Annotated in this window: 24 protein-coding genes and 3 tRNA genes; 22 read left to right on the forward strand and 5 right to left on the reverse strand. The window is 71.4% G+C overall.

Going from position 1 to position 23,411, the window contains the following annotated elements; genetic code table 11:
- Positions 1 to 77 precede the first annotated feature (77 nt).
- From AB0E24_RS20145 to AB0E24_RS20200, 12 genes are all read left to right on the forward strand, one after another.
- Positions 78 to 500, forward strand: a complete 423-nt coding sequence (locus AB0E24_RS20145; RefSeq protein WP_069865296.1) for an NADH-quinone oxidoreductase subunit A — start codon at positions 78 to 80, stop codon at positions 498 to 500.
- The gene (locus AB0E24_RS20150) at positions 491 to 1,198 is read left to right on the forward strand and encodes an NADH-quinone oxidoreductase subunit B (RefSeq protein WP_079258554.1); all 708 of its coding nucleotides are present in this window, start codon (positions 491 to 493) and stop codon (positions 1,196 to 1,198) included. The genes AB0E24_RS20145 and AB0E24_RS20150 overlap by 10 nt, the downstream gene beginning before the upstream one ends.
- A complete protein-coding gene (locus tag AB0E24_RS20155) occupies positions 1,195 to 2,655 on the forward strand; it encodes an NADH-quinone oxidoreductase subunit C (protein ID WP_359378650.1) in 1,461 nt (486 codons plus the stop codon). The genes AB0E24_RS20150 and AB0E24_RS20155 overlap by 4 nt, the downstream gene beginning before the upstream one ends.
- Positions 2,652 to 3,617, forward strand: coding sequence for a complex I subunit 1/NuoH family protein (locus AB0E24_RS20160; protein ID WP_359378653.1), 966 nt, complete (start codon positions 2,652 to 2,654; stop codon positions 3,615 to 3,617). The genes AB0E24_RS20155 and AB0E24_RS20160 overlap by 4 nt, the downstream gene beginning before the upstream one ends.
- Positions 3,617 to 4,282 (forward strand): NuoI/complex I 23 kDa subunit family protein, encoded by a 666-nt coding sequence (locus AB0E24_RS20165; protein ID WP_359378656.1) that lies wholly within the window; start codon positions 3,617 to 3,619, stop codon positions 4,280 to 4,282. The genes AB0E24_RS20160 and AB0E24_RS20165 overlap by 1 nt, the downstream gene beginning before the upstream one ends.
- Complete coding sequence (locus tag AB0E24_RS20170) at positions 4,279 to 4,869, forward strand: NADH-quinone oxidoreductase subunit J family protein (protein ID WP_359378659.1); 591 nt, start codon at positions 4,279 to 4,281, stop codon at positions 4,867 to 4,869. The genes AB0E24_RS20165 and AB0E24_RS20170 overlap by 4 nt, the downstream gene beginning before the upstream one ends.
- Positions 4,869 to 5,270 carry an NADH-quinone oxidoreductase subunit NuoK gene (nuoK, locus tag AB0E24_RS20175; protein ID WP_359378662.1) on the forward strand — a complete coding sequence of 134 codons (402 nt, stop codon included), beginning with the start codon at positions 4,869 to 4,871 and terminating at the stop codon, positions 5,268 to 5,270. The genes AB0E24_RS20170 and nuoK overlap by 1 nt, the downstream gene beginning before the upstream one ends.
- Positions 5,267 to 7,285: an NADH-quinone oxidoreductase subunit 5 family protein gene (locus AB0E24_RS20180; RefSeq protein ID WP_359378665.1), complete on the forward strand. Its 2,019-nt coding sequence runs from the start codon at positions 5,267 to 5,269 to the stop codon at positions 7,283 to 7,285. Before nuoK ends, AB0E24_RS20180 begins: the two co-directional genes overlap by 4 nt.
- 3 nt (positions 7,286 to 7,288) lie before the next feature.
- Positions 7,289 to 8,878 (forward strand): complex I subunit 4 family protein, encoded by a 1,590-nt coding sequence (locus AB0E24_RS20185; RefSeq protein ID WP_251772874.1) that lies wholly within the window; start codon positions 7,289 to 7,291, stop codon positions 8,876 to 8,878.
- Positions 8,875 to 10,458 (forward strand): NADH-quinone oxidoreductase subunit N, encoded by a 1,584-nt coding sequence (locus AB0E24_RS20190; RefSeq protein WP_359378668.1) that lies wholly within the window; start codon positions 8,875 to 8,877, stop codon positions 10,456 to 10,458. The genes AB0E24_RS20185 and AB0E24_RS20190 overlap by 4 nt, the downstream gene beginning before the upstream one ends.
- 151 nt (positions 10,459 to 10,609) lie before the next feature.
- Complete coding sequence (htpX, locus tag AB0E24_RS20195) at positions 10,610 to 11,473, forward strand: zinc metalloprotease HtpX (protein ID WP_069865275.1); 864 nt, start codon at positions 10,610 to 10,612, stop codon at positions 11,471 to 11,473.
- Positions 11,470 to 11,862: a YccF domain-containing protein gene (locus AB0E24_RS20200; protein ID WP_347236469.1), complete on the forward strand. Its 393-nt coding sequence runs from the start codon at positions 11,470 to 11,472 to the stop codon at positions 11,860 to 11,862. Before htpX ends, AB0E24_RS20200 begins: the two co-directional genes overlap by 4 nt.
- A gap of 242 nt (positions 11,863 to 12,104) precedes the next feature.
- Here the strand turns inward: AB0E24_RS20200 and AB0E24_RS20205 are convergent, their stop codons facing one another.
- A complete protein-coding gene (locus AB0E24_RS20205; protein ID WP_069865272.1) occupies positions 12,105 to 12,593 on the reverse strand; it encodes a YajQ family cyclic di-GMP-binding protein in 489 nt (162 codons plus the stop codon).
- 189 nt (positions 12,594 to 12,782) lie between these two features.
- On the opposite strand from AB0E24_RS20205, the gene AB0E24_RS20210 reads away from it, so the two are divergent.
- The 3 genes from AB0E24_RS20210 (at position 12,783) to AB0E24_RS20220 (ending at position 14,966) form a co-directional block, all read left to right on the forward strand.
- Positions 12,783 to 12,864: transfer RNA gene (locus AB0E24_RS20210), tRNA-Tyr, on the forward strand.
- Positions 12,865 to 13,038: 174 nt separating this feature from the next.
- Complete coding sequence (locus AB0E24_RS20215; protein ID WP_359378672.1) at positions 13,039 to 14,013, forward strand: quinone oxidoreductase family protein; 975 nt, start codon at positions 13,039 to 13,041, stop codon at positions 14,011 to 14,013.
- 137 nt (positions 14,014 to 14,150) lie between these two features.
- Positions 14,151 to 14,966, forward strand: coding sequence for an MIP/aquaporin family protein (locus AB0E24_RS20220; RefSeq protein WP_359378674.1), 816 nt, complete (start codon positions 14,151 to 14,153; stop codon positions 14,964 to 14,966).
- A 61-nt stretch (positions 14,967 to 15,027) separates the two neighbouring features.
- On the opposite strand, the gene AB0E24_RS20225 is transcribed toward AB0E24_RS20220, so the two are convergent.
- Entirely contained in the window at positions 15,028 to 16,539 is a 1,512-nt protein-coding gene (locus AB0E24_RS20225; protein WP_435865303.1) for a glycoside hydrolase family 30 protein, read from the reverse strand.
- 383 nt (positions 16,540 to 16,922) lie between these two features.
- Here AB0E24_RS20225 and AB0E24_RS20230 point away from each other — a divergent pair, with 383 nt between their 5' ends.
- Positions 16,923 to 17,378 (forward strand): MscL family protein, encoded by a 456-nt coding sequence (locus AB0E24_RS20230; RefSeq protein WP_069865266.1) that lies wholly within the window; start codon positions 16,923 to 16,925, stop codon positions 17,376 to 17,378.
- On the opposite strand, the gene AB0E24_RS20235 is transcribed toward AB0E24_RS20230, so the two are convergent.
- A complete protein-coding gene (locus AB0E24_RS20235) occupies positions 17,375 to 18,595 on the reverse strand; it encodes an amidohydrolase family protein (RefSeq protein WP_069865264.1) in 1,221 nt (406 codons plus the stop codon). The genes AB0E24_RS20230 and AB0E24_RS20235 overlap by 4 nt on opposite strands.
- A 253-nt stretch (positions 18,596 to 18,848) precedes the next feature.
- Between AB0E24_RS20235 and AB0E24_RS20240 the strand changes: the two genes are divergently transcribed.
- Entirely contained in the window at positions 18,849 to 19,346 is a 498-nt protein-coding gene (locus AB0E24_RS20240; RefSeq protein ID WP_283885120.1) for a DUF3574 domain-containing protein, read from the forward strand.
- 204 nt (positions 19,347 to 19,550) lie between these two features.
- On the opposite strand, the gene AB0E24_RS20245 is transcribed toward AB0E24_RS20240, so the two are convergent.
- On the reverse strand, positions 19,551 to 20,216 hold the full coding sequence (locus AB0E24_RS20245) for an NAD(P)H-binding protein (RefSeq protein ID WP_069865261.1): 666 nt from the start codon (positions 20,214 to 20,216) through the stop codon (positions 19,551 to 19,553).
- Between the two features lie 25 nt (positions 20,217 to 20,241).
- Positions 20,242 to 21,528 carry an amidohydrolase family protein gene (locus tag AB0E24_RS20250; protein WP_100806540.1) on the reverse strand — a complete coding sequence of 429 codons (1,287 nt, stop codon included), beginning with the start codon at positions 21,526 to 21,528 and terminating at the stop codon, positions 20,242 to 20,244.
- A 334-nt stretch (positions 21,529 to 21,862) separates the two neighbouring features.
- On the opposite strand from AB0E24_RS20250, the gene AB0E24_RS20255 reads away from it, so the two are divergent.
- The 5 genes from AB0E24_RS20255 (at position 21,863) to AB0E24_RS20275 (ending at position 23,305) form a co-directional block, all read left to right on the forward strand.
- Positions 21,863 to 21,935, forward strand: a tRNA-Thr gene (locus AB0E24_RS20255).
- A gap of 59 nt (positions 21,936 to 21,994) precedes the next feature.
- Positions 21,995 to 22,067, forward strand: a tRNA-Met gene (locus AB0E24_RS20260).
- Positions 22,068 to 22,154: 87 nt separating this feature from the next.
- On the forward strand, positions 22,155 to 22,319 hold the full coding sequence (gene rpmG, locus AB0E24_RS20265; protein ID WP_009715907.1) for a 50S ribosomal protein L33: 165 nt from the start codon (positions 22,155 to 22,157) through the stop codon (positions 22,317 to 22,319).
- Positions 22,320 to 22,403: 84 nt separating this feature from the next.
- Positions 22,404 to 22,874, forward strand: a complete 471-nt coding sequence (locus AB0E24_RS20270) for a MaoC family dehydratase N-terminal domain-containing protein (protein WP_069865256.1) — start codon at positions 22,404 to 22,406, stop codon at positions 22,872 to 22,874.
- Positions 22,871 to 23,305: a MaoC family dehydratase gene (locus AB0E24_RS20275; protein WP_069865254.1), complete on the forward strand. Its 435-nt coding sequence runs from the start codon at positions 22,871 to 22,873 to the stop codon at positions 23,303 to 23,305. The genes AB0E24_RS20270 and AB0E24_RS20275 overlap by 4 nt, the downstream gene beginning before the upstream one ends.
- The last annotated feature ends 106 nt before the right edge of the window (positions 23,306 to 23,411 follow it).

Consider the following 23,411-nt stretch of genomic DNA (forward strand, 5'->3'; position numbering starts at 1 on the left):
GTCCGTACGGATCGTCGAACACGCGGGGTCGACGAGGAGCGGACAAAGAACAAGAGGACCAGGGAGCGAGGGCGGACGTGCCGGAGGCGACGACCGTACGCACCACCAGCGGCACCAGCGTCCAGCTCGCGGCCGACTACTTCCACGGCTATGCGGTGGTCGGACTGCTGGCGGCGATCGGCGTGATCTTCGTCGCCGTGGCCTTCGGGGCCGGGCGGCTGCTGCGGCCTGTCGTGCCCACGCCGGAGAAACTGCTGACCTACGAGTGCGGAGTGGACCCTGTGGGCGAGGGTTGGGCCCACACCCAGGTCCGCTATTACGTCTACGCTTTTCTCTATGTGATTTTCGCCGTTGACTCGATCTTCTTGTTCCCGTGGGCGACGGTCTTCGCGGCGCCCGGCTTCGGAGCCACCACGCTGGTGGAGATGTTCATCTTCCTCGGGTTCCTCGCCGTAGGTCTGCTGTACGCATGGAAGAAGGGCGTCCTGGAGTGGACGTGACACCGAACCCGACGCCGACACCGACATCGGTATCGACACCGACATCGGCATCGATACCGGCCTCCGCGCCGGTCCCCGCGCCCGCGCCGGTGGACCTGCCGGAGCCGCGCCGTCTCGGCACGCTGGCCCGGCTGGCCCCCGAGCCGATGAAGGTGGTCCTGAACTGGGGCCGCCGCTACAGCCTGTGGGTCTTCAACTTCGGCCTCGCCTGCTGCGCCATCGAATTCATCGCGGCGTCGATGGCCCGCCACGACTTCATCCGGCTCGGCGTGATCCCCTTCGCGCCGGGACCGCGCCAGGCCGACCTGATGGTCGTCTCCGGCACGGTCACGGACAAGATGGCGCCCGCGGTGAAGCGGCTGTACGAACAGATGCCGGAGCCGAAGTACGTGATCTCCTTCGGGGCCTGCTCGAACTGCGGCGGCCCCTACTGGGACTCCTACGCCGTGACCAAGGGCGTCGACCAGATCATCCCCGTCGACGTCTATGTGCCCGGCTGCCCGCCCCGGCCCGAGGCGCTGCTCCAGGGCATCCTCAAGCTCCAGGAGAAGATCGCACGCGAGTCGCTGAGTGAGCGGTACGGGAATTCCGGGGGCGGTTCCGGGGAGGCCGCCGCCTCCGCGGCCTCGGGCCGTCCGTCCGCGGCCGCGCTGCGCAGCGGGCTGGTCACGCCTCCGGAGCGGGAAGACACGCCATGACCGAGCGGAACGAGCCGACCGAGCCGACCGAGCCGAACGAGACGGCGGAGCCGAACGGGGCCGTGGAGTCGAACGGGGCGGTGGAGGCTGCGGGGGCCGCTGGGACCGCGGAGGCGGAGGCCGCGGTGGAGGCCGCGCCGCCCGTGGGCTGGCTGCCGCGTTCCGCCGCCGAGCTGTTCGGCGAGGGCGCCACGGCGGAGGAGGCGTACGGCCTGCTGACCGTCGACGTCCCCGCGGACTCCTGGATCGCGTCGCTGGAGACGGCCCGCGACACCCTCGGCTGCACCTACTTCGACTGGCTGAGCGCGGTCGACGAGCCGGGCACCGGCTTCCGGGTGGCCGCGCGCGTCGTCGCCCTCGGCACCCCGGGGGCCGGGGGCGCGGCCGGGACCGGGGCGGGTCTCGCGGTGCGGGGTCTGCTGGTGCGTACCACCGTGCCGCACGACATGGCCGCGCTGCCGACCGCGACCGGCGTCTACGCCGGGGCGGCCTGGCATGAGCGTGAGACCCACGAGATGTTCGGCATCGGCTTCGTGGGCCACCCCCATCTCGCGCCGCTGCTGCTCCCCGACGGCTTCGAGGGGCATCCGCTGCGCAAGGACTTCGTGCTGGCGGCCCGGGTCGCCAAGGCATGGCCGGGCGCGAAGGAGCCGGGGGAGTCGGGCACCGGCCACGGCCCCAAGCGTCGGCAGATGCTGCCACCCGGCGTCCCCGACCCCAACGAATGGGGGCCCCTCAAGGGTCAGCTGCCCGCTGCCCCGGCCCGTCCGGCCCGGGGCGCCCGCGCGGCGGGCGCCGCCGCGGGCGAACGCCCCGCCCGCCGCACCCGCAGCGCGACGGCGGGCTCGGCAAGCCAGCGCCCGGAGGCCGCGGGCACGCAGGCAGCGGAGGCCCCGGCTGCCGACCGCCCGGCGCGGCGTGCGCGCAGCGCGGGCGAGGGCTCGGCGAGCCAGCGTCCGGCGGGTGCGGCGGAGACTCCCGCTTCGGCAGCCGACCGTCCGGCGCGGCGCTCCCGCAGCGCGGGTGAGGGTTCGGCGAGTCAGCGTTCGGCGGGTGCGGAGGCGACGGCCGAAGCGCCCGCCGCGGACGCGGCCGCCGGTGGGCGGGCAGCCTCCGCCGAGCCGTCCGCCGCTGAGCCGTCGTCCGCCGCCGAGCCGTCGGCGGCCGAGGCCCCGGACCGCCCCCGGCGCCCCGCGCCGCAGCGCCGCTCGTCCGATGCCCCCTGGCACCACGCGCGCCCCGCGCGGGACGAGGACGCCGAGTCCCCGCGTGAGCCGCGGGCACCGGGACCGGAACCGGCACCGGAGACCGAGGCAGCCGGAGACAAACACGGCGCGAAACCCGAACCCGAATCCGCACCCGAGCCCGACGCACCCGGCACCCCGGCCACCCCGGACGCCACCCCTGACGACAACCCCGACGACGACTCCGACGACCAGCCGGGAGGCACCGCGTGAACGACGTCCTCGACGTCGCGCTGCGACTGCTCGCCCTCCTGCTCGCCTTTCTCGTGCTGCCCCTGCTCGTGGGGCAGACCGAGCACAAGGTCATGGCCCATATGCAGGGCCGCCTCGGGCCGATGTACGCGGGCGGCTTCCACGGCTGGGCCCAACTGGTCGCGGACGGGGTGAAGTTCGCGCAGAAGGAAGACGTCGTACCGGCCGGAGCCGATCGGCGAGTCTTCCAGCTGGCGCCCGCCGTCGCGCTGCTGCCGTACCTCCTCGTCCTCGTCGCGATCCCGATCGGCCCCGCCGAGGGCGCCGTCGGCCAGGTCCTGGACGCGGGCATCTTCTTCGTGCTCGCCGTGATGGGCGTCGGGGTGCTGGGTTCGCTGATGGCGGGCTGGGCCTCGGCGAATAAGTTCTCCCTGCTCGGGGGGTTGCGTACGGCCGCCCAGCTCATGGCGTACGAGTTGCCGATGCTGCTCACCGCCGCCTCCGTGGCGATGGCGGCGGGCACGGTCTCGCTGCCCGGCATCCTCGACGCGTTCGAGTGGTGGTGGGTGCCGTGGCAGATCGTCGGCGGGGTGGTGTTCTTCACCGCTGGTCTCGCCGAGCTCCAGCGCCCGCCGTTCGACGCGCCGATCGCCGACTCCGAGATCATCTTCGGTGCGTACACCGAGTACACCGGGCTGCGGTTCGCGCTCTTCCTGCTCGCCGAGTACGCGGGCATCGTCATCCTGTGCGGGCTGACCGCCGTCCTCTTCCTCGGTGGCTGGCAGGGTCCGTTCGCCGATGGCCTCGGCTGGCTGTGGACCCTGCTGAAGACGGCCGTCCTCGCCTTCGTCGTGATCTGGCTGCGGGTCAGCTATCCGCGGCTGCGCGAGGACCAGCTCCAGCGGTTCGCCTGGACCTGCCTCATTCCGCTCTCACTGGCCCAGATCGCCCTCACCGGCGTCGTCAAGGTGGTGATCTCCTGATGGGCATCCCCGGATCCGGTCTGGCCAAGGGCCTGGCCGTCACCCTCCGCACGATGACCCGGAAGTCGCACACCGCGCAGTATCCGGACGCGCAGCCCGAGCTGCCGCCCCGCACTCGCGGGGTGATCGGGCTGTTCGAGGAGAACTGCACGGTCTGCATGCTGTGCGCCCGCGAATGCCCGGACTGGTGCATCTATATCGACTCGCACAAGGAGACCGTCCCCCCGGCCGCCCCGGGCGGGCGCGAGCGCAGCCGCAATGTGCTGGACCGGTTCGCGATCGACTTCGCGCTGTGCATGTACTGCGGTATCTGCATCGAGGTGTGCCCTTTCGACGCGCTCTTCTGGTCGCCGGAGTTCGAGTACGCGGAGGAGGACATCCGCGATCTCACCCATGAGCGGGACAAGCTCCGCGAGTGGATGTGGACGGTGCCCGCGCCGCCCGCGCTCGACCCGCGTGCGGAGGAGCCCAAGGAGATCGCCGCCGCCCGTAAGGCCGCCGACAAGCTCGCCGCCGAGGCCGCCGCCGCTGCCGCGCAAGCCGCCGAGGCCGCACAGGCCGAGGCCGAGCGCGGATCCGGCGGGACCGACGCGAGCGGAACCGCGAACGACACCGCGAACGAAACCGAGAGCGGAACCGAGAACGGGAACGGAGCCGCCTCGTGAGCCCTGCGGTCCACTTGGCCGCCACCGGCCACGGGTTCCTGTCGCCGACCGGCGTCGAGATCGCCTTCCTGCTCGTGGGCATCGCGACCTTCGGCGCGGCCGTCCTCACCGTCACCACCAAGCAACTGGTGCACGCCGCCCTCTGGCTGGTGGTGGCGCTCGGCGGCCTCGCCGTGGAGTACCTCCTGCTCACGGCGGAGTTCATCGCCTGGGTGCAGGTACTGATCTACGTCGGTTCCGTCGTCGTCCTCCTCCTCTTCGGGCTGATGCTCACCAAGGCGCCCATCGGCCGCTCCCCGGACGCCGATTCGGGCAACCGCCCGGTGGCGCTCGCCGTGGCCGTGGCCGCCGCGGGCGTCCTGGTGTGGGTGGTCGTGGACGCCTTCCGGACCACCTGGATCGAGCTGGACAAGGGGGTCCAGGGCTCCACCGCCGTCTCCGGTAAGAGCCTCTTCCGCCACTGGGTGCTGCCGTTCGAGGCGCTGTCCGTCCTCCTCCTCGCCGCGCTCGTCGGCGCGATCGTCCTGTCCCGCAAGAGCGGCCATGACAGTGGCCCGGGCGCCGGCCTCGCCAAGGAGACGCGCTGATGCACCTCGCCTATCCCGCCGTGCTCGCCGTCCTCCTCTTCTGCACCGGTCTGTACGGCGTCCTCGCCCGCCGCAACGCGATCCTGGTGCTGATGTCGGTCGAGCTGATGCTCAACGCCGTCAACCTCAATCTCGTCGCCTTCGACGTCTGGCTCCGCGACACCCTGCACACGGGCCAGGCGCTGACCCTCTTCACCATCACCATCGCCGCCGCCGAGATCGGCATCGGCCTCGCCATCGTCCTCCTCGTCCACCGCAACCGCGGCATCGCCGACGTCGACAAGCTCCGGGACCTGGCCGACCCCCCGTCAGCCGGCCAGGACCCGATGGACGACAGCATGGCAGCCCCCACTGACAACGCCGCCGACCAGGCACGACGCGTCCGGAGGCAGACCGCGTGACGACCACGACCGCCGCCGTTCTCGTCCCCCTCCTGCCCTTCCTCGGTGCCGCCGCCGGGCTCCTGGTGGGCCGCCGCGCCCCCGGTTTCGTCCGCCCCGTCGCGGTGCTGCCGACCCTCGCCGCGGCCGCGCTCGCCGTGCTCGTCGCCGTACGCCAGGGCGGGGGAGCGGGCGGCGGCACGGCCCCGCTCACCGCCGCGACCCGGCTCGCCGACACCGGCTCGATCCCCATCGACCTGGCCCTGCACATCGACGGCTTCGCCGCCCTGGTCGCGGTCCTCGTCGCTGTCGTCGCGAGCTGTGTGCAGATTTACTCGACCGGCTATCTGCGGGACGACCCCCGCTACCCCTCCTACGCCGCCCTGGTCTCCCTCTTCACCGCCGCGATGCTCCTCGTCGTCTACTCCGACGACCTGATCGTGCTGCTCGTCGGCTGGGAGATCATGGGCATCTGCTCGTACTTCCTGGTGGGCCACTACTGGGAGACCGCCGCCGCGCGCTCCGCGTCCCTCAAGGCGTTCCTGGTCACCAAGCTCGGCGACGTCCCGTTCCTGATCGGCATCTTCGCGCTCGCGGGCGACACCGGAACGTTCCGGATCAGCGAGATCCACACCCGGCTGACCTCCGAGACCGCCGGGGTGCCGCTGGACCACCCCACCCTGATCGCGCTGCTGCTGCTGGCCGGGGTCGCGGGCAAGTCCGCGCAGTTCCCGCTGCACACCTGGCTGCCGGACGCGATGGCGGGCCCCACCCCGGTCTCCGCGCTGATCCACGCGGCCACCATGGTCGCCGCGGGTGTCTTCGTCGTGGCCCGGCTGCTGCCCGTCTTCGCCCCCTCCGCCGCCGCGCTCGCCGTACTGGCCGTCATGGCGGCCGTGACGATGGTCGGCTCGGCGCTCGCCGCGCTCGCCCAGGACGACATCAAACGCGTCCTCGCCTATTCGACCGTCGGCCAACTCGGCTATATGACGGGCGCGCTGGCCGTCGACGACCGTGGCGCCGCCGTCTTCCACCTCATCACCCACGGCGCGTTCAAGGCGCTGCTCTTCCTCGGCGCCGGTGTGGTGATCCACGCCGCCGGCAGCAACTCCCTCGCCGCGATGTCCCGGATGAGCGGCCTCGCCGGGCGCATCCCCGACGCCTTCTGGACGATGACGGTCGCGCTGCTCGCGCTCGCCGCCATCCCGCCCTTCGCGGGCTTCTTCTCCAAGGAGGCCGTGCTCGGCGCGGCCGAGCACGCCGCGACCGGCCACACCTCAGGCGTCCCGGCGGGCGTCGGCTGGACCGTGCTCCTCGCCGGGCTCCTCACCGCGCTGCTCACCGCCGGATACGCGGCCCGGCTGTGGCTGCTCGCCTTCCGCGGCCGGGGCGAGCCCGCCCCCGACCACGGCAAGCAGCCGGTGGCCATGAACGCCGTCCTATGGGCGCTGTTCATCCCCACCGCCGCCCTCGGCCTCGCCTACGGCAGGCTGCCCGACTGGTTCGACGGCGAGTCCCTCACCGCGACCCTCACCACATCCGTGCTCGGCACCGGGGCGGCCCTCATCGGCGCCCTCGTCATGTACGCCGCCTGGCGGCACAGCGCGGCGCGGGCCGCCCGTGTGCCGCTCGGCGCGGTGGCCGCCCACCCCGAGGCCGCCGACGCCGTCTCCGAGGCCGAGGCCATCGCCACCCACGAGGCGGCCTACGGCTCCATCGCGGGCGCCAGGGACCCCGCCGACCCCGGGCGGCTGCTCCTGGGCCCGCTGCACCGTCACGCGGCCGTCGGCTTCCACCTCGACGCCCTCTACAGCGCCCTGTTCGTCCGGCCCGTGCGGGCCGCCGCCCGGCTCGTCCGCTTCCTCGACCGCGAGGTCGTCGAGACGTACGTACGCGGCGCGGGCGGTGCGCCCCGGCTGCTCGGCGCGGCCGTCCGCCGCGCCCAGACCGGCAATGTGCAGACCTATCTCGGCGCGCTGCTCGCGGGCTCCCTCGTCCTGGCCGTGGCCGCCGTCCTCGTCGCAGCGGGAGCCTGACCCGTGAACCACACCGTCCAGCAACTCCTCCTCGCCGCCGTGGTCGTGCTCCCCCTGCTCGGCAGCGCCGCCGCCCTGCTCCCGGCGCCGCCCGGGCTGCGCGGCCGCGGGCCCGACCAGGCCGTGCTGCGCCACGGTGTGACCGTCACCGCAGTGGTGCTCGCCGCCGCCATCGCCCTGGCCGCCGGATTCGACCACGGCCACCCGGCCAGGATGCAGGCCCAGACGGACATCGGCTGGATCCCCGCCCTGGACATCCGCGTCCACCTCGGCGTGGACGGCGTCTCGCTGCCGCTGCTGGTGCTGACCGCACTGCTGACCTTCCTCTGCGCGCTCTACACCTACTTCAACCGGCCCTCCGGGCCGTCCCCCAAAGCCTTCGTCGCGCTGCTGCTGCTCCTGGAGTCCGGCACCCTGGCCAGCTTCGCGGTGCTGGACCTGATGCTGTTCTTCCTGGCGTTCGAGATGGTCCTCATCCCGATGTACTTCCTCATCAACCGGTGGGGAGGCGCCGAACGCGAGCGCGCCGCCTGGCGGTTCATCCTCTACACCCTGCTCGGCTCCGTCGTCATGCTGCTCGGCCTCCTCCTCGTCGGGCTCGAGGGCGGCACCTTCGACATGGTGGCACTCGCCGCCGACAAAGGCTCCGGGCTCAGCCACACCACCCAGCTGATCGCGGCCCTCGCCATCATCGTCGGACTCGCCGTCAAGGCCCCCATGTGGCCGCTGCACAGCTGGCTGCCCGACGCCCACACCGCCGCTCCCACCGTCGGCTCGGTGCTGCTGGCGGGCGTGCTGCTCAAGATGGGCACCTACGGGCTGGTCCGCATCGTGCTGCCGATGACCCCCGAGGCGGCCCACACCTACGCGCCCTACCTCGCCGCGTTCGCCGTGGTCGGCATCATCTACGGATCCCTCGCCTGCCTCGCCCTTGCCCGCACCGGCGCCAAGGGCGACCTCAAGCGCCTGATCGCCTACTCCTCCGTCGGCCATATGGGCTTCGTCCTGCTCGGCATCGCGACCCTCACCCCCACCGGGGTGAACGGCGCGCTCTTCGCCAACATCGCCCACGGCCTGATCACCGGGCTGCTCTTCTTCCTCGTCGGCGCCCTCAAGGACCGCTCCGGCACCACCGACCTCGACCAGCTCGCGGGCACCAGCGGCGCCGCCCTCTACGGCCGGGCGCCGCGCCTGGGCGGACTGCTCGCCTTCGGCGCCGTGGCCTCCCTGGGGCTGCCCGGACTCGCCGGGTTCTGGGGCGAGATGCTCGCCATGTTCGGCGCCTTCGACCCCGCCGACGGGCTCAGCCGCCCGGCGTTCCTCACCTATATGGCGCTCGCCGGCTTCGGCACCCTGCTCACCGCCGCCTACATGCTCGTCGTCGTACGGCGCGTCTGCATGGGCGACCAGCCGATCGAGCCCGGCACCGGGACCGGGGCCGGGCGGCCCGCCCTTGCCGACGTCCACGGCCATGAATTCGCCGCCTGGAGCCCCCTGGTGGCCCTCACCGTCCTCGCCGGACTGTGGCCCGCGGCCCTCCTCGGCCTCACCGACCCGGCCGTGCAGCAGCTCCTCGCGGGAGGCAACCGATGACTGCCAACTCCTCGAGCCTCGCCACGAGCCTCGTCCAGTCCGTCGACTGGCTCGCCGTCGCACCGCCCACCATCGCGGCCCTGACCGGCCTCGCCGTCCTCGTCGCGGACCTCTTCCTGTCCGAGCGCGGAAAGCGCCTGCTGGGCTGGGGCGCGATAGCGGGACTCGCCCTGGCCTCGCTCTCCCTGCTGCCTCTGCTGGACGGCGACCGCTCCACCTTCTGCCTGACCACCGGCGCCCACGCGTGCAGCTACACGGCCGACAGCTTCGCCCTCGTCATCCAGTTCCTGGTGCTCGGCGGGGCGCTGCTCACCGCGCTGCTGTCCTTCAGCGCCCTCGACGACCTCAAACTCCCCGCGGGCGAATTCTGGTTCCTGCTGCTGTCCTCCGCGGCCGGGGCCGCCCTGCTGCCCGCGGCCCGCGATCTGGCCACCCTGGTCATCGCCCTCGAAGTGGCCTCGCTCCCGGCCTTCGCCCTCGTCGGGCTGCGCCGCGGCGACCGCCTCTCCTCCGAGGCCGCGCTGAAGTTCTTCCTCTCCTCGGTCACCGCGACCGCCGTGATGCTGCTCGGCGTCAGCTTCGTCTACGCGGCCACCGGCAGCCTCCATCTGTCCCGGATCGCCGGCGCCCTCACCCATGTCGACCCGCGGCTCGACACCCTCGCCCAGGCGGGTGTCGTACTGACCCTGGTGGGCTTCGCGTTCAAGACCGCCGCCGTGCCCTTCCACTTCTGGGTGCCCGACACCTACGTCGGCGCGCCGGTGCCCGTCGCGGCGTATCTGTCCGTCGTCGGTAAGGCGGTCGGGTTCTCCGGTCTCATCCTGGTGACCGTCCTCGCCTTCCCCTCGTACGCGGATGTGTGGGGTCCGGCCGTCGCCGTCCTCGCCGCCCTCACCATGACCGCGGGGAACGCCGCGGCGCTGCGCCAGCGCCCCGAGCGCGCTTTCAGCGCCGTACGGCTGCTCGCCTGGTCCTCCGTCGCCCAGGCGGGCTATCTGCTGGTCCCCATCGCCGCGGCCGGCTACGCCGACTCCGCGAAGGACGCCTCCCGCGCCGTCGGCTCCACCGTCGCGTACGCCCTGATGTACGCGGCTGTGAACCTCGGCGCCTTCGCCGTGGCCGCCCTGGTGGCCCGTACGAGCCTGGCCAACCGGCTCACCGACTACCGCGGCCTGTACGCGACCCGCCCGGCCGCCGCCCTGGCGCTCGGCTTCTTCCTGCTGTGCCTGGCCGGGCTGCCCCCGGGCGTCATCGGGCTCTTCGCCAAGGTGACCGTCTTCACGGCGGCCGTGGACGCGGGGCTGGGCTGGCTCGCGGTGGTGATGGCGCTCAACGTGGTGATGGCGCTCTACTACTACCTCCAGTGGACGGCGGTGCTCTTCCGCGCGCCCGAGCACTCCGCCGCGGCGGAGTCCGTACCCGGCGGGACGGCGGAGCCCGTGCCCGCCGCCGGGGCGGTCGTCGCCCGCCCCCGTGCCGTCCCCCTTACGGCCGCCATCGGCCTCACCGCGGTCATCGGCATCGCGCTCTCCGGCGCCCCACAGCTCGTTCTGCGGTTCGCCTCGGGCACCCTGCTCTAGCCGCCCCCTCACGGCGGCCGCCGCGCCCCCGCACCCGTGTGCACAAGGGAACTGGTGCCCTTCGCCTGGCGTTGACTTTTTCAGGAGGGTCCACTGGAAGGTGGAGACACCAGGCAAAGCGTTCCCCTGCGGCACAACGGGAGGGCACACAGTGCACCGCCGGCACAACGGGCTCAAGACCGCCGTACTTCTCGGTGGTCTGTCCGCGCTCATCATCCTCATCGGCAGCCTCTTCGGCCGCACCGGGCTGATCATCGCGGTCATCGTCGCCCTCGGGACCAACGCGTACGCCTACTGGAACAGTGACAAGCTCGCCCTGCGCGCCATGCGCGCCCGCCCCGTCAGCGAGTTCGAGGCACCGGGGCTGTACCGGATCGTGCGCGAGCTCTCCACGGCCGCGCGCCAGCCGATGCCCCGCCTCTACATCTCCCCGACCGACGCCCCCAACGCCTTCGCGACCGGCCGCAACCCCCGTAACGCGGCGGTCTGCTGCACCGACGGCATTCTGCGGCTGCTGGACGAGCGCGAGCTGCGCGGGGTCATCGGCCACGAGCTCAGCCATGTCTACAACCGCGACATCCTGATCTCCTCGGTCGCGGGCGCGCTCGCCAGCGTCGTCATGTTCCTGGTGAACTTCGCCTGGCTGATCCCCATGGGCCGGTCCGACGACGACGAGGGCCCCGGCTTCCTCGGCATGCTGCTGATCATGATCCTCGGCCCGCTCGCGGCCTCCATCATCCAGCTCGCCGTGAGTCGCTCCCGCGAATACGAGGCGGACGCCTCCGGAGCCCAGCTCACCGGCGACCCCCTGGCCCTCGCCAGCGCCCTGCGCAAGCTGGAGGTCGGCACGAAGCAGCTTCCGCTGCCGCCCGAGCCCCGTCTGGAGACCGCCAGCCATATGATGATCGCCCACCCCTTCGGCGGTGGCGTGGGTCTCGCCAAGCTCTTCTCGACCCACCCGCCCATGCGGGAGCGCATCGCCCGACTCGAGCAGATGGCAGGACGCCAACCGTGAAAACGCTGCTGAACCTGATCTGGCTGATCTTCTCCGGCTTCTGGATGGCGATCCTCTACCTCTTCGCCGGGGTCCTCCTCTTCATCACGATCATCGGCATCCCCCTCGCGATCGCCTCCTGGCGCATCGCCGCCTTCGCCCTGTGGCCCTTCGGCCGCACCGCCGTCCCCCGCCGCGACGCCGGGGCCGCCTCCTGCGTGGGCAACGTCCTCTGGCTCATCCTCGCGGGCTGGTGGCTGGCGCTCGGCCATGTCCTCACCGGGATCGCCCTGTGCATCACGATCATCGGCATCCCCCTGGGCCTGGCCAACTTCAAGCTCATCCCCATCTCCCTGGCCCCCCTCGGCGTGGAGATCGTCCCCACGGACCAGCCCTTCGCGCAGCGCTGACGCCCCTGATCACCCCGATCACCCCGATCACCCCGGTCACCCGGCGAGCAGCCGTCCGTGCTCATTCAGCAGGTCGCGTACCTCGGGTACGTCCTCGAAGCCGCGCAGTCGGCGCAGTACGACGCGGGAGCGCTCGGTGGCCCGCTCACTCGCCACGGCGGCGACGGCTCGTCGTGACCCGACACCGCCGCGTACGCGAACGCCGGGGCCGAGGCCCCGGCGTGCCGTACTCGGCGGTCCGCCTACCGGTAGTTGACGAACTGCACCGCGAAGTCGAGGTCCTTGCCCTTGATCAGGGCGATCACGGCCTGGAGATCGTCCCGGCTCTTGGACGTCACCCGCAGCTCCTCGCCCTGCACCTGCGCCTTGACGCCCTTGGGCCCCTCATCGCGGATGATCTTGGCGACCTTCTTCGCGTTCTCCTGCGAGATCCCCTCCTGGAGCGAGGCGAAGATCTTGTACTCCTTGCCCGAGGCCTGCGGCTCGCCCGAGTCCAGGGCCTTCAGCGAGATCCCGCGCTTGACCAGCTTGGACTGGAAGACGTCGAGGATCGCCTTGACCCGCTCCTCGGAGTTGGCCCGCATCTCGATCCGCTCGCCCGACCATGCGATCGAGGCGCCGACGTTCTTGAAGTCATAGCGCTGGGAGATCTCGCGGCTCGCCTGGTTCAGAGCGTTGTCGACCTCCTGCCGCTCGACCTTCGAGACGATGTCGAAACTGGAGTCGGCCATCGTGAGTTGGCTCCTCGTACGTAGATCCGTCAGTGGCACGGTCCAGCGGACCGCTCCGGCCAGCCTAGCGATCTCGGCCATGATCCAGCGGCGATCAACCGGGTGGCGAAGCACCCCTGGGCATCAGGTATTGTTTACGTCGTTGCCAGGGAACAGCGACGCGAAAGCGGAGCACCTGGCCATATCCCAGGCGGTGTGCCCGAGTGGCCAATGGGAGCGGACTGTAAATCCGTCGGCTTAGCCTACCCAGGTTCGAATCCTGGCGCCGCCACGCCAAAGAAACGGCCCCCGAGCTGCGAAAACGCAGCCGGGGGCCGTTTTGGTTTATGGCTGAGCCCGGGTCCCGCCTTGTTCTGCGGGCGTCGCGGTTGCGCGTGATGATCGGTGGAGGGGGATCTGCCGCAATGGCGAGTCGATCACCAATCCGACTGAGAGAGGTGCCATCATGCGTGCTCTGCGTTTTGACCGCTTCGGCGATCTCCAGGTCCTGGGCCTGGCCGAGGTGCCCGACCCCGCCGCGGGCGACGGTGAAGCCGTCATCGAAGTCAAGGCGGCCTCGGTGAGCCGCTCGGACCTGGTGAACATCGCCGGCGGGTTCGAGGAGACGACCCTTCCCCGCATCCCCGGGCGCGACTTCGCCGGAGTGGTCGTCGACGGGCCGCGCGACTGGGTGGGTGTCGAGGTCTGGGGCACCGGCGGGGACGTCGGGTTCACCCGCGATGGCTCACACGCACAGATGATCAACATCCCGGCGGCCGCGCTGGCCCGTAAGCCCGAGCGGCTGGGCTTCGACGAAGCCTCGACCGTGGGGGTCAACTTCATCACCGCCTGGCTCGGTGCCGTCGAGGCCGCCGAACTGGGCAAGGACGAGGCCATCGCGGTCTTCGGCGTCTCCGGCGGGGTGGGCGGCGCCGTCGCGCAGGTCGCCCATACCCTCGGCGCCTGGGTGATCGGTGTGGACCGGGTCCGCCCCGCCGAGGGGACCCCGGCCGCGGCGATCATCAGGGAGTTCGTCACGCTCGGCGGAAGCCCTCAGGAGGCCGCCTCGGAGATCAAGCGCGTCACCGCGGGCAAGGGTGCGGACGTGGTGTACGACGCGGTCGGTGGCGTCACTACACCGACGGCGCTGGCCTCGCTGGCCCACCGGGGCCGGCTCGTGGTGATCAGCTCCGTGGGCCCGCCGACCGTGGAGATCGACCTGGTCGAGTTGTACCGCAACGAGACCCGGGTCTACGGATGCAACAGCACGCGTTACGACCTCGTCGAATCGGGCGCACGGCTCCAGCGGCTCGTCCCGTTCTTCGACTCCGGTGACTTCCGGCCCCAGTCCATCGCCGGCCGCTACAGCCTGGAGGACAGCGTGGACGCCTACCGCGCGGTGGAGAACCGGGTGCGGGGCAAGGTGGTCATCTGCCCCTGAACCCGGTCCGCCCGGTCTCCCTGAACCGGTGCCCCTGAACCCGGTCCGCCTGCACCGGGTGCCGTTGGACCGGTGCGTCCGAACCGGTGCCTCGGGACCGGCTTCGGCACAGCCACCCCTCGCGCGGGGCCGCCACCATGGATCACGCCGCCGGACCCCATGACGCGCCGGCCGACCTCGTCCCGGCCGGGCCGGTCACCTGGCGGACGGTGGGCCGGAACAGCGCCCTGGAGTTCCTTCTGACGTTCGTGCTGCTCTTCGGCGTCGTCACGATCGTGCGCTGGGTGGCGGGGCCGTCGCCCGTGTCGGCCGTGGTCCAGCAGATACATATGCAGCTGCTCATCATCGGCGGATGCGTGGGCCTCCTCCTCGCCGGGCTCATCGTCAGCCCCGGCGGGAAGGCATCGGGCGGACATATCAACCCGGCCATCTCGATCGCCATGTGGCGCTTCGGGCTGCTCCCCGGTACGGCAGTCGTGCCCTGTATCGCCGCCCAGCTGGCCGGATCCCTGCTCGGCGCACTCGCGGGCCGTGCCGTATGGGGGCCGGCCGCGGGCAGACCGCCGGTGGTCGATGCCGCGTTGCGGCCCGGCCGGGGCTGGTCGGCCGGGGCGCTGTTCGCGGCGGAGGCCGTGTCCATGGGCGTCATCGTCCTCCTCGTCGGGATCTTCCTCGCGGTGCCCAGGCTGGTGCCGCTGGTCCCCTGGCTCGTCGGGTTCCTGATCGGAGCGGCGATCGCGGTGCTGGGGACCACGACGGGCGGTTCGGTCAACCCGGCCCGCCAGTTCGGACCGGCGATCGTCGAGGGCCGCCTCGACTTCCTCTGGGTCTATCTGCTGGCCCCCATGGTGGGCGCCGTACTGGCGGCCTCGCTCCGCGACACCGTCATCGGGCGGCGCGCCCGGACCCGGGCCCGGATCCTGGCGCCGCCACGCCGAGGGAATGGCCCCTGAGCCTCGGGCGCGCGGTCAGGGGCCATTGGCGTGCGAGCGGGGCCGCGTACCGGCGCCGCGCCTACGCCTGGTTGCCGCTCCAGGTGAAGGTGGCGGAGGCCCCGGCGGGGAGCTGGTAGGTGAAGGACTGGCCGCCCCAGTTGACCTTCAGCGTCTGCTGGCCGCCGGTGTCGTTGTAGGCGATCAGCGCCTTGGAGCCGTCAGGGTTCTTCCAGGCCACGTTGGGGACGGTCGAGCTGGCGCTGGAGTCGATGCGGCGGGCGCCCGGTTTCACGAACTTCGTGAGGTGGCCCATCGTGTAGTACTCGACGGTGTAGTCCACCCTGCCGCTCTGGCTGTCGCCGTTGTGCACGGTGACCAGGCCGGTGCAGGTGGAGCAGCCGCCGTTGTGGGGGCCCTTGTTCTGATCGACCGCGAGGCTCCACTTGATCCAGCTCCTGCCCCAGTTGCGGGTGTAGTCGATCAGGTTGTGCATGTCCTCCTTCTGCTGGTTGGCGATCCAGGTGCCGCCGGAGTGCTCGGTGTCGAAGGCGTCCACGTTGGGGTACTGGTTGTGGACGGTCGTCTGCTGGCGGACGTCGCCGCCGTAGCCGTGCCAGGCGATGCCGCCGAAGTTGGGGTGGTTGCGGATGGCGGCGTCGTCCACGACGGGCGCGCCGTAGCCCGACCACTGGTCCCAGTTCCAGTCGAGGGCGAGCACCTTGGTGCTCAGGCCCGCGTTCGCCAGCTTGGGCAGCAGCTCGCTCTTGGTGAAGTAGTTGAGTCCGGAGCCGTTCCACTGCATCGACGGATAGCCGCCGCAGCAGGTGGGCTCGTTCTGCACGGTCACGTAGTCGATCGGCACCCCGCGGTTCTTGTACTCCTGGAGGTACTTCACGAAGTAGTTCGCGTAGGTGCCGTAGTACTGGGCCTCCAGCCAGCCCTGGTTGAGCTGGTCGTTGTCCTTCATCCAGGCGGGGGCGGTCCACGGCGAGGCCATGACCTTCAGCGCCGGGTTGAGCTGCCTGGCCCGCTGGGTCAGTGGCAGGACGTCGGCCAGGTCGTGGTCGATCGAGAATCTGGTGAGGCCGGGGTCGGTCTGTCCGGCCGGTACGTCGTCGAAGGTGTAGCCGAAACGGGCGAGGTCGGAGCCGCCCATCGGGTTTCGCAGGAAGCTCACACCGATGCCGTCGGTGGGGGAGAAGAGCTTGCGCATCACCTCGTCGCGGGTGCCCTGGCTCAGCGCGCCGCTGCTGTTGAACAGCCATGCCGCGGTGTCCGTGAACGATGCGCCCGCGCCCGAGAACTCCTGGTACGTCCGGGACTCGTCGACCGTGACATTGCCCCCGCCGCCCGTCGTGAACGTGATGGGCGTCTGCCGCTCCAGGCCCTTGACGACGGTACGGCCGTCCGAGCCGGAGGTGGTGGTCAGGTAGACGTTGACGGTCTCGCCCGCCGAGGCCGAGCCGGTGTGGGCCACCTGGGCGCCCGCCGGTGAAGTCAGCCAGGGGCCGACGGCCACCGCGACCGCTGTGAGGGCGCCCACCAGGGTGGGGCGAAGGGCAGGTCTTGTCAGGGCCCTGACAGGTCTCATGAGCGTCGATGCCTTCCTCTGAGGACAGGGTCGGCCGGTGCGGTCACGGCCGTGAAGGGTGCGGAGCGAGCCCGGTGGCCGGTGTGTTCACGGCCACGTCGCACCGGAGCACCGGTGTGGTCACGGTGCTCGGTGACTGAATGATTCAAGGCCGGGCGAAGGACGTCAATCCTCGCGACCCGGCTTATTTCATTGCATGGCTTAAGTCGTTTGGGAAACCGGGCGCACGCCGCGGCTCACGGTCCATGGGCCGTCGGTCCTCCACTCGCGTCTGCGCGGGGGCCTGCCGCCGTACGGGCGGCCGCCCGTGTGGCGCGCCGTGGGCTCCGCAGGACCGCTCCTAGGGTGGTGATTCCCCCGTATCAGGACAGAGAGGGCGGATCGTGCTCAGGGGCTTCAAGAACTTCCTCATGCGCGGTGATGTCATCGTTGTCGCCGTCGGCCTGGTCACAGCGCTGGCGTTCTCGACGCTGATCAAGGCGTTCACCGACTCCGTGATCAACCCGGTCATCGCCCGGCTCCAAGGAGGCAAGTCGGTCGGACTCGGCTGGCAGCTCGGAGCCCAGGGGAACAGCTCGACCTACCTCAACATCGGGTCGTTCATCGCCGCCCTGATCTACTTCATCATCTTCATGGCCGTCATCTACTTCCTGATCGTCGTGCCGTACAAGTTCACCCAGGCCCGCCGGGGTGTGGAGGCGTTCGGCGAGCCCGGTCCGGTCAAGACCTGCCCGGAGTGCCTCGCCGAGGACATCCCCGAGGCCGCGCGCAAATGCCGCTACTGCGGCTCGGACCAGCCGCGCACGAGTGAGCCGCCGGAGCCGCCGCGCACGGCTTAGCCGCGCCGGTCGAGGTCCAGCTCCAGCATGCGGATCGCGTTGCCGCGGAGGATCTTGTACGTGGTCTCGGGCGAGAGCCCGGCCACATGCTCGGCGGCGATGCGGCGGGTGTGCGGCCAGGTGGAGTCGACGTGGGGGTAGTCGGTCTCGAAGGTGGCGTTGTCCACGCCGATCGTGTCCAGTGAGGCGACGCCGTGCCGGTCGCGGAAGAAGCAGCAGTAGATCTGCCGGTAGTAGTACGTGGACGGCGGCTCGGGAATGAGGTCGCGGACGCCGCCCCAGGCGCGGTGCTCCTCCCAGACGTCGTCGGCGCGCTCCAGGGCGTAGGGGATCCAGCCCATCTGGCCCTCGGCGTAGGCCAGCTTCAGACGCGGGAAGGAGACCAGGACGCCGCTGAAGAGGAAGTCCATCATCGAGGCCATGGCGTTGTTGAAGCTCAGGGCGGCCTGGACGGCCGGTGGGGCGTCGGGGGAGGCGGCGGGCATCTGGGACGAGGAGCCGATGTGCATGCACACGACCGTCCCCGTGGCCTCGCATTCGGCGAAGAAGGGGTCCCAGTAGCCGCTGTGGATGCTGGGGAGCCCGAGGTAGGTCGGGATCTCGCTGAAGGTCACCGCGCGGACGCCACGGGCCGCGTTGCGGCGCACCTCCTGGACGGCGAGGTCGACGTCCCACAGGGGGATCAGGCAGAGCGGGATCAGGCGGCCGCCGCTGTCGCCGCACCACTCCTCGACCATCCAGTCGTTGTACGCGCGGACGCAGGCGAGCCCGACCTCCTTGTCCCGCGCCTCGGCGAAGGTCTGGCCGCAGAAGCGGGGGAAGGTCGGGAAGCACAGTGACGCCTCGACATGGTTGAGGTCCATGTCGGCCAGGCGGGCCTTGGGGTCCCAGCAGCCGCGGCGCATCTGCTCGCGGGTGATGCCGTCGAGGGTCATCTCGTCGCGGGAGAAGCCGACGGCGGCGATGATCCGCTTGTAGGGGAAGAGGTCGCCCTCGTACTGCCACCAGTCGGTCTGCTGGCCCTCCGGGTCGGTGGTGAACTTGTACTTGCCGCCGATGTAGGCCAGTTCGCCGATTCCGGCCGTGAGGGGCTTGGGGCCGCGGTCCCGGTACTTGGCCGGGAGCCAGGTCTCGAAGAGGTGCGCGGGCTCGATCACATGGTCATCGACGCTGATGACCAGGGGCAGCTCGGTCGTGCCGTTCGTCTCGCCGGTCATCTCGCCATCTCCCCGGTCTCCTCGTGGTGAGCCTGTCCACTCCGTCGATCTGACGGTTCGTCAGATTCAGGTGGCCGCAGAGTAGGGCGGATCGCTTCAACCAACAAGAGAAAGTCCCGTTCCCGCACGTGTACGCCCAGGGCGCGCTGAAATGAGCCCGGGCGCGTTCACCCCGCCTGGCGCCCGTGCCTCGTACGGATGTGCCCGTAAGGCGCTCTTCCCCGGGGGTCCGCGGCGTCGGGACGATCGGACGATGCCGACTGCGAAGCCACGCGTGCCGACTCCGCCGACCACGAAGCCACGCCTCCGTATGGCCGCCGTCGGGGCGGCCTTCGCCCTTGCCGCGGCCGCCCCCGTCGCCACGTACGCCGCGCTGGACGACCCGCCCGCCGCGGCGGCCTCCGCCGCCGTGGGCCGGGGCGAGCCGTACGTCGAGACCCGGCTCTACTTCGGCACCGAGCGCTCCGACGGCGGGCCGCCCGTCACCGAGAAGCGGTTCCTGGCCTTTGTGAACCGGCAGATCACCCCGCGCTTCCCCGCCGGTCTGACGATCCACGACGGCCGGGGCCAGTGGCGGGACCGGAACGGGACGATCGAGCGGGAGCGCTCGTACGAGGTGATCCTGCTCTATCCGGCCTCGGAGGCGGGGACGCGGGACCCGCGGATCGAACGGATCCGGACGGCGTACGAGCGGCAGTACGCCCAGGAGTCCGTGGCCCGGGCCGACGCCCCGGCCCGGGTGGACTTCTGAGCGGCCGGGCCGGAGCCGAGCCGACCGCCGAAGTCGAACGGCGGAACCGGCCACCGAGGTCGGCCTCCGGAACGGAGCCTCGGACCGACCGCCGGGACCCACGGCCGGAAGCGACCGCCTCGATCAACCGCCGGGGTCAGCCGCCGGAATCGGCGGCCGGGCCGCAGGATGCGGCAGCCGGAACCGATCGCCCGACCCGTGTCCTCACCCCTGTTCTGCGACAGCCGCCACCGCCTCCGCCACCGGCGTGTCGCCGTTGATCAGCTCCAGTGTGTGGCCCGCCGTACGGGGCTCGTCCAGGAGAGCGACCAGGACCGCGGCCACATCGTCGCGGGTGATCTCGGCACGGCCCGTGCGCTCGGCCAGCTTCACCCGGCCGGTGCCCGGCTCGTTCGTCAGCCGGCCCGGACGCAGCACGGTCCAGTCGAGGCCCGCCCGGGCGCGGATGTCGTCGTCCGCCGCGGCCTTGGCGCGCAGATAGGCGGCGAAGACCGGTTCGGTGTCCGGTGGCGGCTCATGGGCGGCGCCCATCGCGGAGATGATCAGGAACCGCCGGACCCCGGCCCGCTCGGCGGCGTCCGCGAAGAGCACCGCGGACCGGCGGTCGACGGTGTCCTTACGGGCGACACCGCTGCCGGGGCCCGCACCGGCCGCGAAGACGGCCGCGTCCGCGCCTTCCAGATGCTTGACCACGTCCTCCAGCGAGGCCGTCTCGAGGTCGCAGACGACCGGTTCGGTGTCCGACACCAGCAGGGCGCCCGCCTGCTCCGGTTTGCGGATGATGCCGGCCACTTCGTCTCCGCGCGCGGTGAGCAGCCGCTCCAGCCGCAGCGCGATCTGTCCATGTCCACCAGCGATGACAATGCGCATGATCCCGACCGTACGCCGTGGGGGCCTACTGTTGCTCGCCGCCGCTCTGCGGCCGCGTCTGCCGGGGCAGATCCAGCGCCACCGCGGCCGCCGAGTCGCAGTACTCCCGCACCGCGCTGGTACGGGCCACCACCCGGCCCCGGTGCACCACGACCCTGCTGTACGCGAGCGAGAGCGCCCCCGCGAGGCCGTCCCCGCGCACCGCGAGCAGCTCCGCCGGGAACCCGGCCTCCACCCGCACCTCGGGGAGCCCCATCGCGGACCGGGCCCGCCCGGCCACCGCCTCGTACGCCTCCTCCGGCCGCAGCTCGCCCCGGGAGGCCAGCAGAAAGGCGGCCTCCAGGGGATCGCCGCGGCCCACCGGGTTGGCCGTGTCCCGCAGCGCCCCGCTGCCCGCGGCCACCCGGACGCCCGCGGCGCGCAGCAGCCGCACCGGCGCGCAGGCGCAGGTGCGCGCTCCCCGAACGCCCTGGTGCTCCAGCCCGGAGCAGTCGCCCTGGGGGAGGCAGACGACGGTCACCCCGGCCGCCGCCAGCCGCTCGGCGACCCTCCCCACCATCTCCGCGGGCAGCCGGGACAGCCCGCCGCAGGGGCCGATGGTGACGCCCGGCCGCAGCCCCCCGGCCATCGCCGCGAGCCGGGCGAGGCGGGCCGGATCGTCACCCTCCGTATGCAGATCGACGGCGCAGCCGTGGCGGGCGGCGAGGTCGAGGACGGCCTCGGCGTGGCCGGTCGGATCCGGGTCGAGGTCGGGGCAGCCGCCGATGACCGACGCGCCCGTCCCCACCGCGTCCCGCAGCACCGCCAGACCGTCCGCCCCGGCGGTGCCGGTCAGCACCCGGGGCACCGCCACCGCGCTCAGTTCGGTGAGCCCGCGCAGGGCCCGCCCGGCCTCCAGGACCGCCTCCAGGGAGCGCAGTCCGTGCACCCCGCCGATGCGGACATGGGTGCGCAGCGCGGTCGCGCCGTGGCCGAGCTGGAGCAGGGCGGCCTCGACGGTGCGGCGCTGGACGTCGCCGGGGGCGTACGGGACCGGGCCCGCCGTGTCGGCCGTAAGGGCGGTGTCGCAGTGGGCGTGGGGTTCGGCTGGGGCGGGCAGCAGCAGATAGCCGCCGAGGTCCAGCCGGGTGCCGGGGACGAGGCTGCCCGCCGTGCCCACTGCCTCGATCCGCCCGCCGCTGAGCCGGACGTCCACGGTGCGCCCGTCGGCGAGCCGGACGCCGCCGAGCACCAGCGCGCTGGGCTCGCCGGGGGTCGCGCCGCCGTTCCTGGGCGGCTGCTGAGGCTGCGGCTGCTGCTGGCTCTCGGGCATCGCACTCCTGGGATTCGCGGGGCGTACGCGGGGCGCACGAGGGCGCGCGACGGATGCGTGACGAGGGCGGTGTCGGTGACGCCATGGCCCACGGGTAACGCGCCGAGCACGCTCCGACCACGCGACGGGTGACTCGACGGATGACGCGCCGGGCACGCGTCGGATGCGTGCGCAGCCAAGATCACGCGGGTGCGATCCGAAGCCTAGGACGCGGTGGGGGCGGCTTCGCGGAGGAGCCGAATAGTCGTACCGGTGTGGTGCCTGAGCCCAGGGTGACGAGGGGCCGATACGGATTTCACCTTCGGCGGCCGACCGTGTAATGTCTTCATCGCTCGCCCCAATAGCTCAGTCGGCAGAGCGTCTCCATGGTAAGGAGAAGGTCTACGGTTCGATTCCGTATTGGGGCTCTGATGTGTGCGGCTTCCCGTTCCGCTACGCTGGTTGAACGGGGAGTCACTCGCATCGCAGCGGTGTAGCTCAGTCGGTAGAGCAAGCGGCTCATAATCGCTGTGTCACCGGTTCAAGTCCGGTCACCGCTACTGACAGTAGCCGATTGCGGGGTCGGTCCTTCGATCGGCTACTCTTTCTGCGTTAATCCCCTAGCCTGTTCGTCAAGGAGCACTCACGTGGCTGCCACCGACGTCCGCCCGAAGATCACGCTGGCCTGCGTGGAGTGCAAGGAGCGGAACTACATCACCAAGAAGAACCGGCGCAACGACCCGGATCGTCTTGAGATCAAGAAGCACTGCCCGCGTTGCAACGCGCACACCGCGCACCGTGAGACGCGATAGCAATAAGCTCTCATTCGAGGCCGCCCCCACTCGCGGGGGGCGGCCTCGTTTCGTTGGTAATTCAATCGCAGGAGGTGTGCGCCGATGGCGCTCGACCAGTCCTTCGTAGGGCGGACCTATCCGCCCACCGCCCCGTACGAGGTCGGCCGGGAGAAGATCCGGGAATTCGCCGAGTCCCTCGGCGACACCAATCCGGTCTACACCGACCCCGAGGCGGCCAAGGCCCTCGGCTACCCCGATGTGATCGCCCCGCCGACGTTCATCTTCACGATCACCTTCAAGGCGGCCGGGAAGCAGGTTGTCGAGGACCCGCAGTTGGGACTGGACTACAGCCGGGTGGTCCATGGCGATCAGCGGTTCGAGTACACCCGCCCGGTCCGCGCGGGGGACCGCCTGAGGGTCACCTCGATCATCGACTCGATCAAGTCGCTGGCGGGCAACGACATCCTGTCCGTCCGCGGTGAGGTCCACGACGAGGCGGGTGATCATGTAGCGACGTCGTTCACGACGCTGGTGGCCCGCGCCGCCGACGCAGAGGTGGAGGAGAGCAGATGACGGCCAAGATCTCGTACGACTCCGTGGAGGTCGGCACCGAGGTACCGGTGCGCGAGTTCCGGGTGAACCGCGCCGACCTCGTGCGGTACGCGGGCGCGTCGGGCGACTTCAACCCGATCCACTGGAACGAGAAGTTCGCCAAGGAGGTCGGCCTCCCCGACGTCATCGCCCATGGCGCCTACACCATGGCCGAGGCGGCCCGGGTGGTGACCGAGTGGGCCGGCGACCCCGGCGCCCTCGTCGAGTACGGCGTCCGCTTCACCAGGCCGGTCGTGGTCCCCAACGACGACAAGGGCGCGGTCATCGAGATCGGCGCCAAGGTCGCCGCCAAGCTGGACGACGAGGCCCGTACGGTGCGCCTCGACATCACGGCGACCAGCGCCGGCCAGAAGGTGCTGGGCCGGGCCCGCGCCGTAGTACGGCTCGTCTGAGCCCTCGACCGCGCCCGAGTGGCCCCCCGGGCGGAGGAGAGCACGCCAGAGCGTGTGAAGCCCGTCCGAGCGCCTTAGAGGGCGCGCGGTTAGGTGGGGCGGCGTC

This window comes from Streptomyces malaysiensis subsp. malaysiensis, assembly GCF_040653035.1.
GTDB classification, from domain to species: domain Bacteria; phylum Actinomycetota; class Actinomycetes; order Streptomycetales; family Streptomycetaceae; genus Streptomyces; species Streptomyces malaysiensis.

Bases quoted from the DNA above. Each gene is read 5' to 3' on its own strand.
- AB0E24_RS20165 (WP_359378656.1), top strand. From the start codon at position 3,617: ATGGGCATCCCCGGATCCGGTCTGGCCAAGGGCCTGGCCGTCACCCTC.
- AB0E24_RS20215 (WP_359378672.1), top strand. From the start codon at position 13,039: ATGCGTGCTCTGCGTTTTGACCGCTTCGGCGATCTCCAGGTCCTGGGC.
- AB0E24_RS20250 (WP_100806540.1), bottom strand. From the start codon at position 21,528: ATGCCCGAGAGCCAGCAGCAGCCGCAGCCTCAGCAGCCGCCCAGGAAC.
- AB0E24_RS20205 (WP_069865272.1), bottom strand. From the start codon at position 12,593: ATGGCCGACTCCAGTTTCGACATCGTCTCGAAGGTCGAGCGGCAGGAG.
- AB0E24_RS20155 (WP_359378650.1), top strand. From the start codon at position 1,195: ATGACCGAGCGGAACGAGCCGACCGAGCCGACCGAGCCGAACGAGACG.
- AB0E24_RS20275 (WP_069865254.1), top strand. From the start codon at position 22,871: ATGACGGCCAAGATCTCGTACGACTCCGTGGAGGTCGGCACCGAGGTA.
- AB0E24_RS20225 (WP_435865303.1), bottom strand. From the start codon at position 16,539: ATGAGACCTGTCAGGGCCCTGACAAGACCTGCCCTTCGCCCCACCCTG.
- AB0E24_RS20270 (WP_069865256.1), top strand. From the start codon at position 22,404: ATGGCGCTCGACCAGTCCTTCGTAGGGCGGACCTATCCGCCCACCGCC.
- AB0E24_RS20220 (WP_359378674.1), top strand. From the start codon at position 14,151: ATGGATCACGCCGCCGGACCCCATGACGCGCCGGCCGACCTCGTCCCG.
- AB0E24_RS20240 (WP_283885120.1), top strand. From the start codon at position 18,849: ATGCCGACTGCGAAGCCACGCGTGCCGACTCCGCCGACCACGAAGCCA.
- AB0E24_RS20190 (WP_359378668.1), top strand. From the start codon at position 8,875: ATGACTGCCAACTCCTCGAGCCTCGCCACGAGCCTCGTCCAGTCCGTC.
- AB0E24_RS20245 (WP_069865261.1), bottom strand. From the start codon at position 20,216: ATGCGCATTGTCATCGCTGGTGGACATGGACAGATCGCGCTGCGGCTG.
- nuoK (WP_359378662.1), top strand. From the start codon at position 4,869: ATGCACCTCGCCTATCCCGCCGTGCTCGCCGTCCTCCTCTTCTGCACC.
- AB0E24_RS20235 (WP_069865264.1), bottom strand. From the start codon at position 18,595: ATGACCGGCGAGACGAACGGCACGACCGAGCTGCCCCTGGTCATCAGC.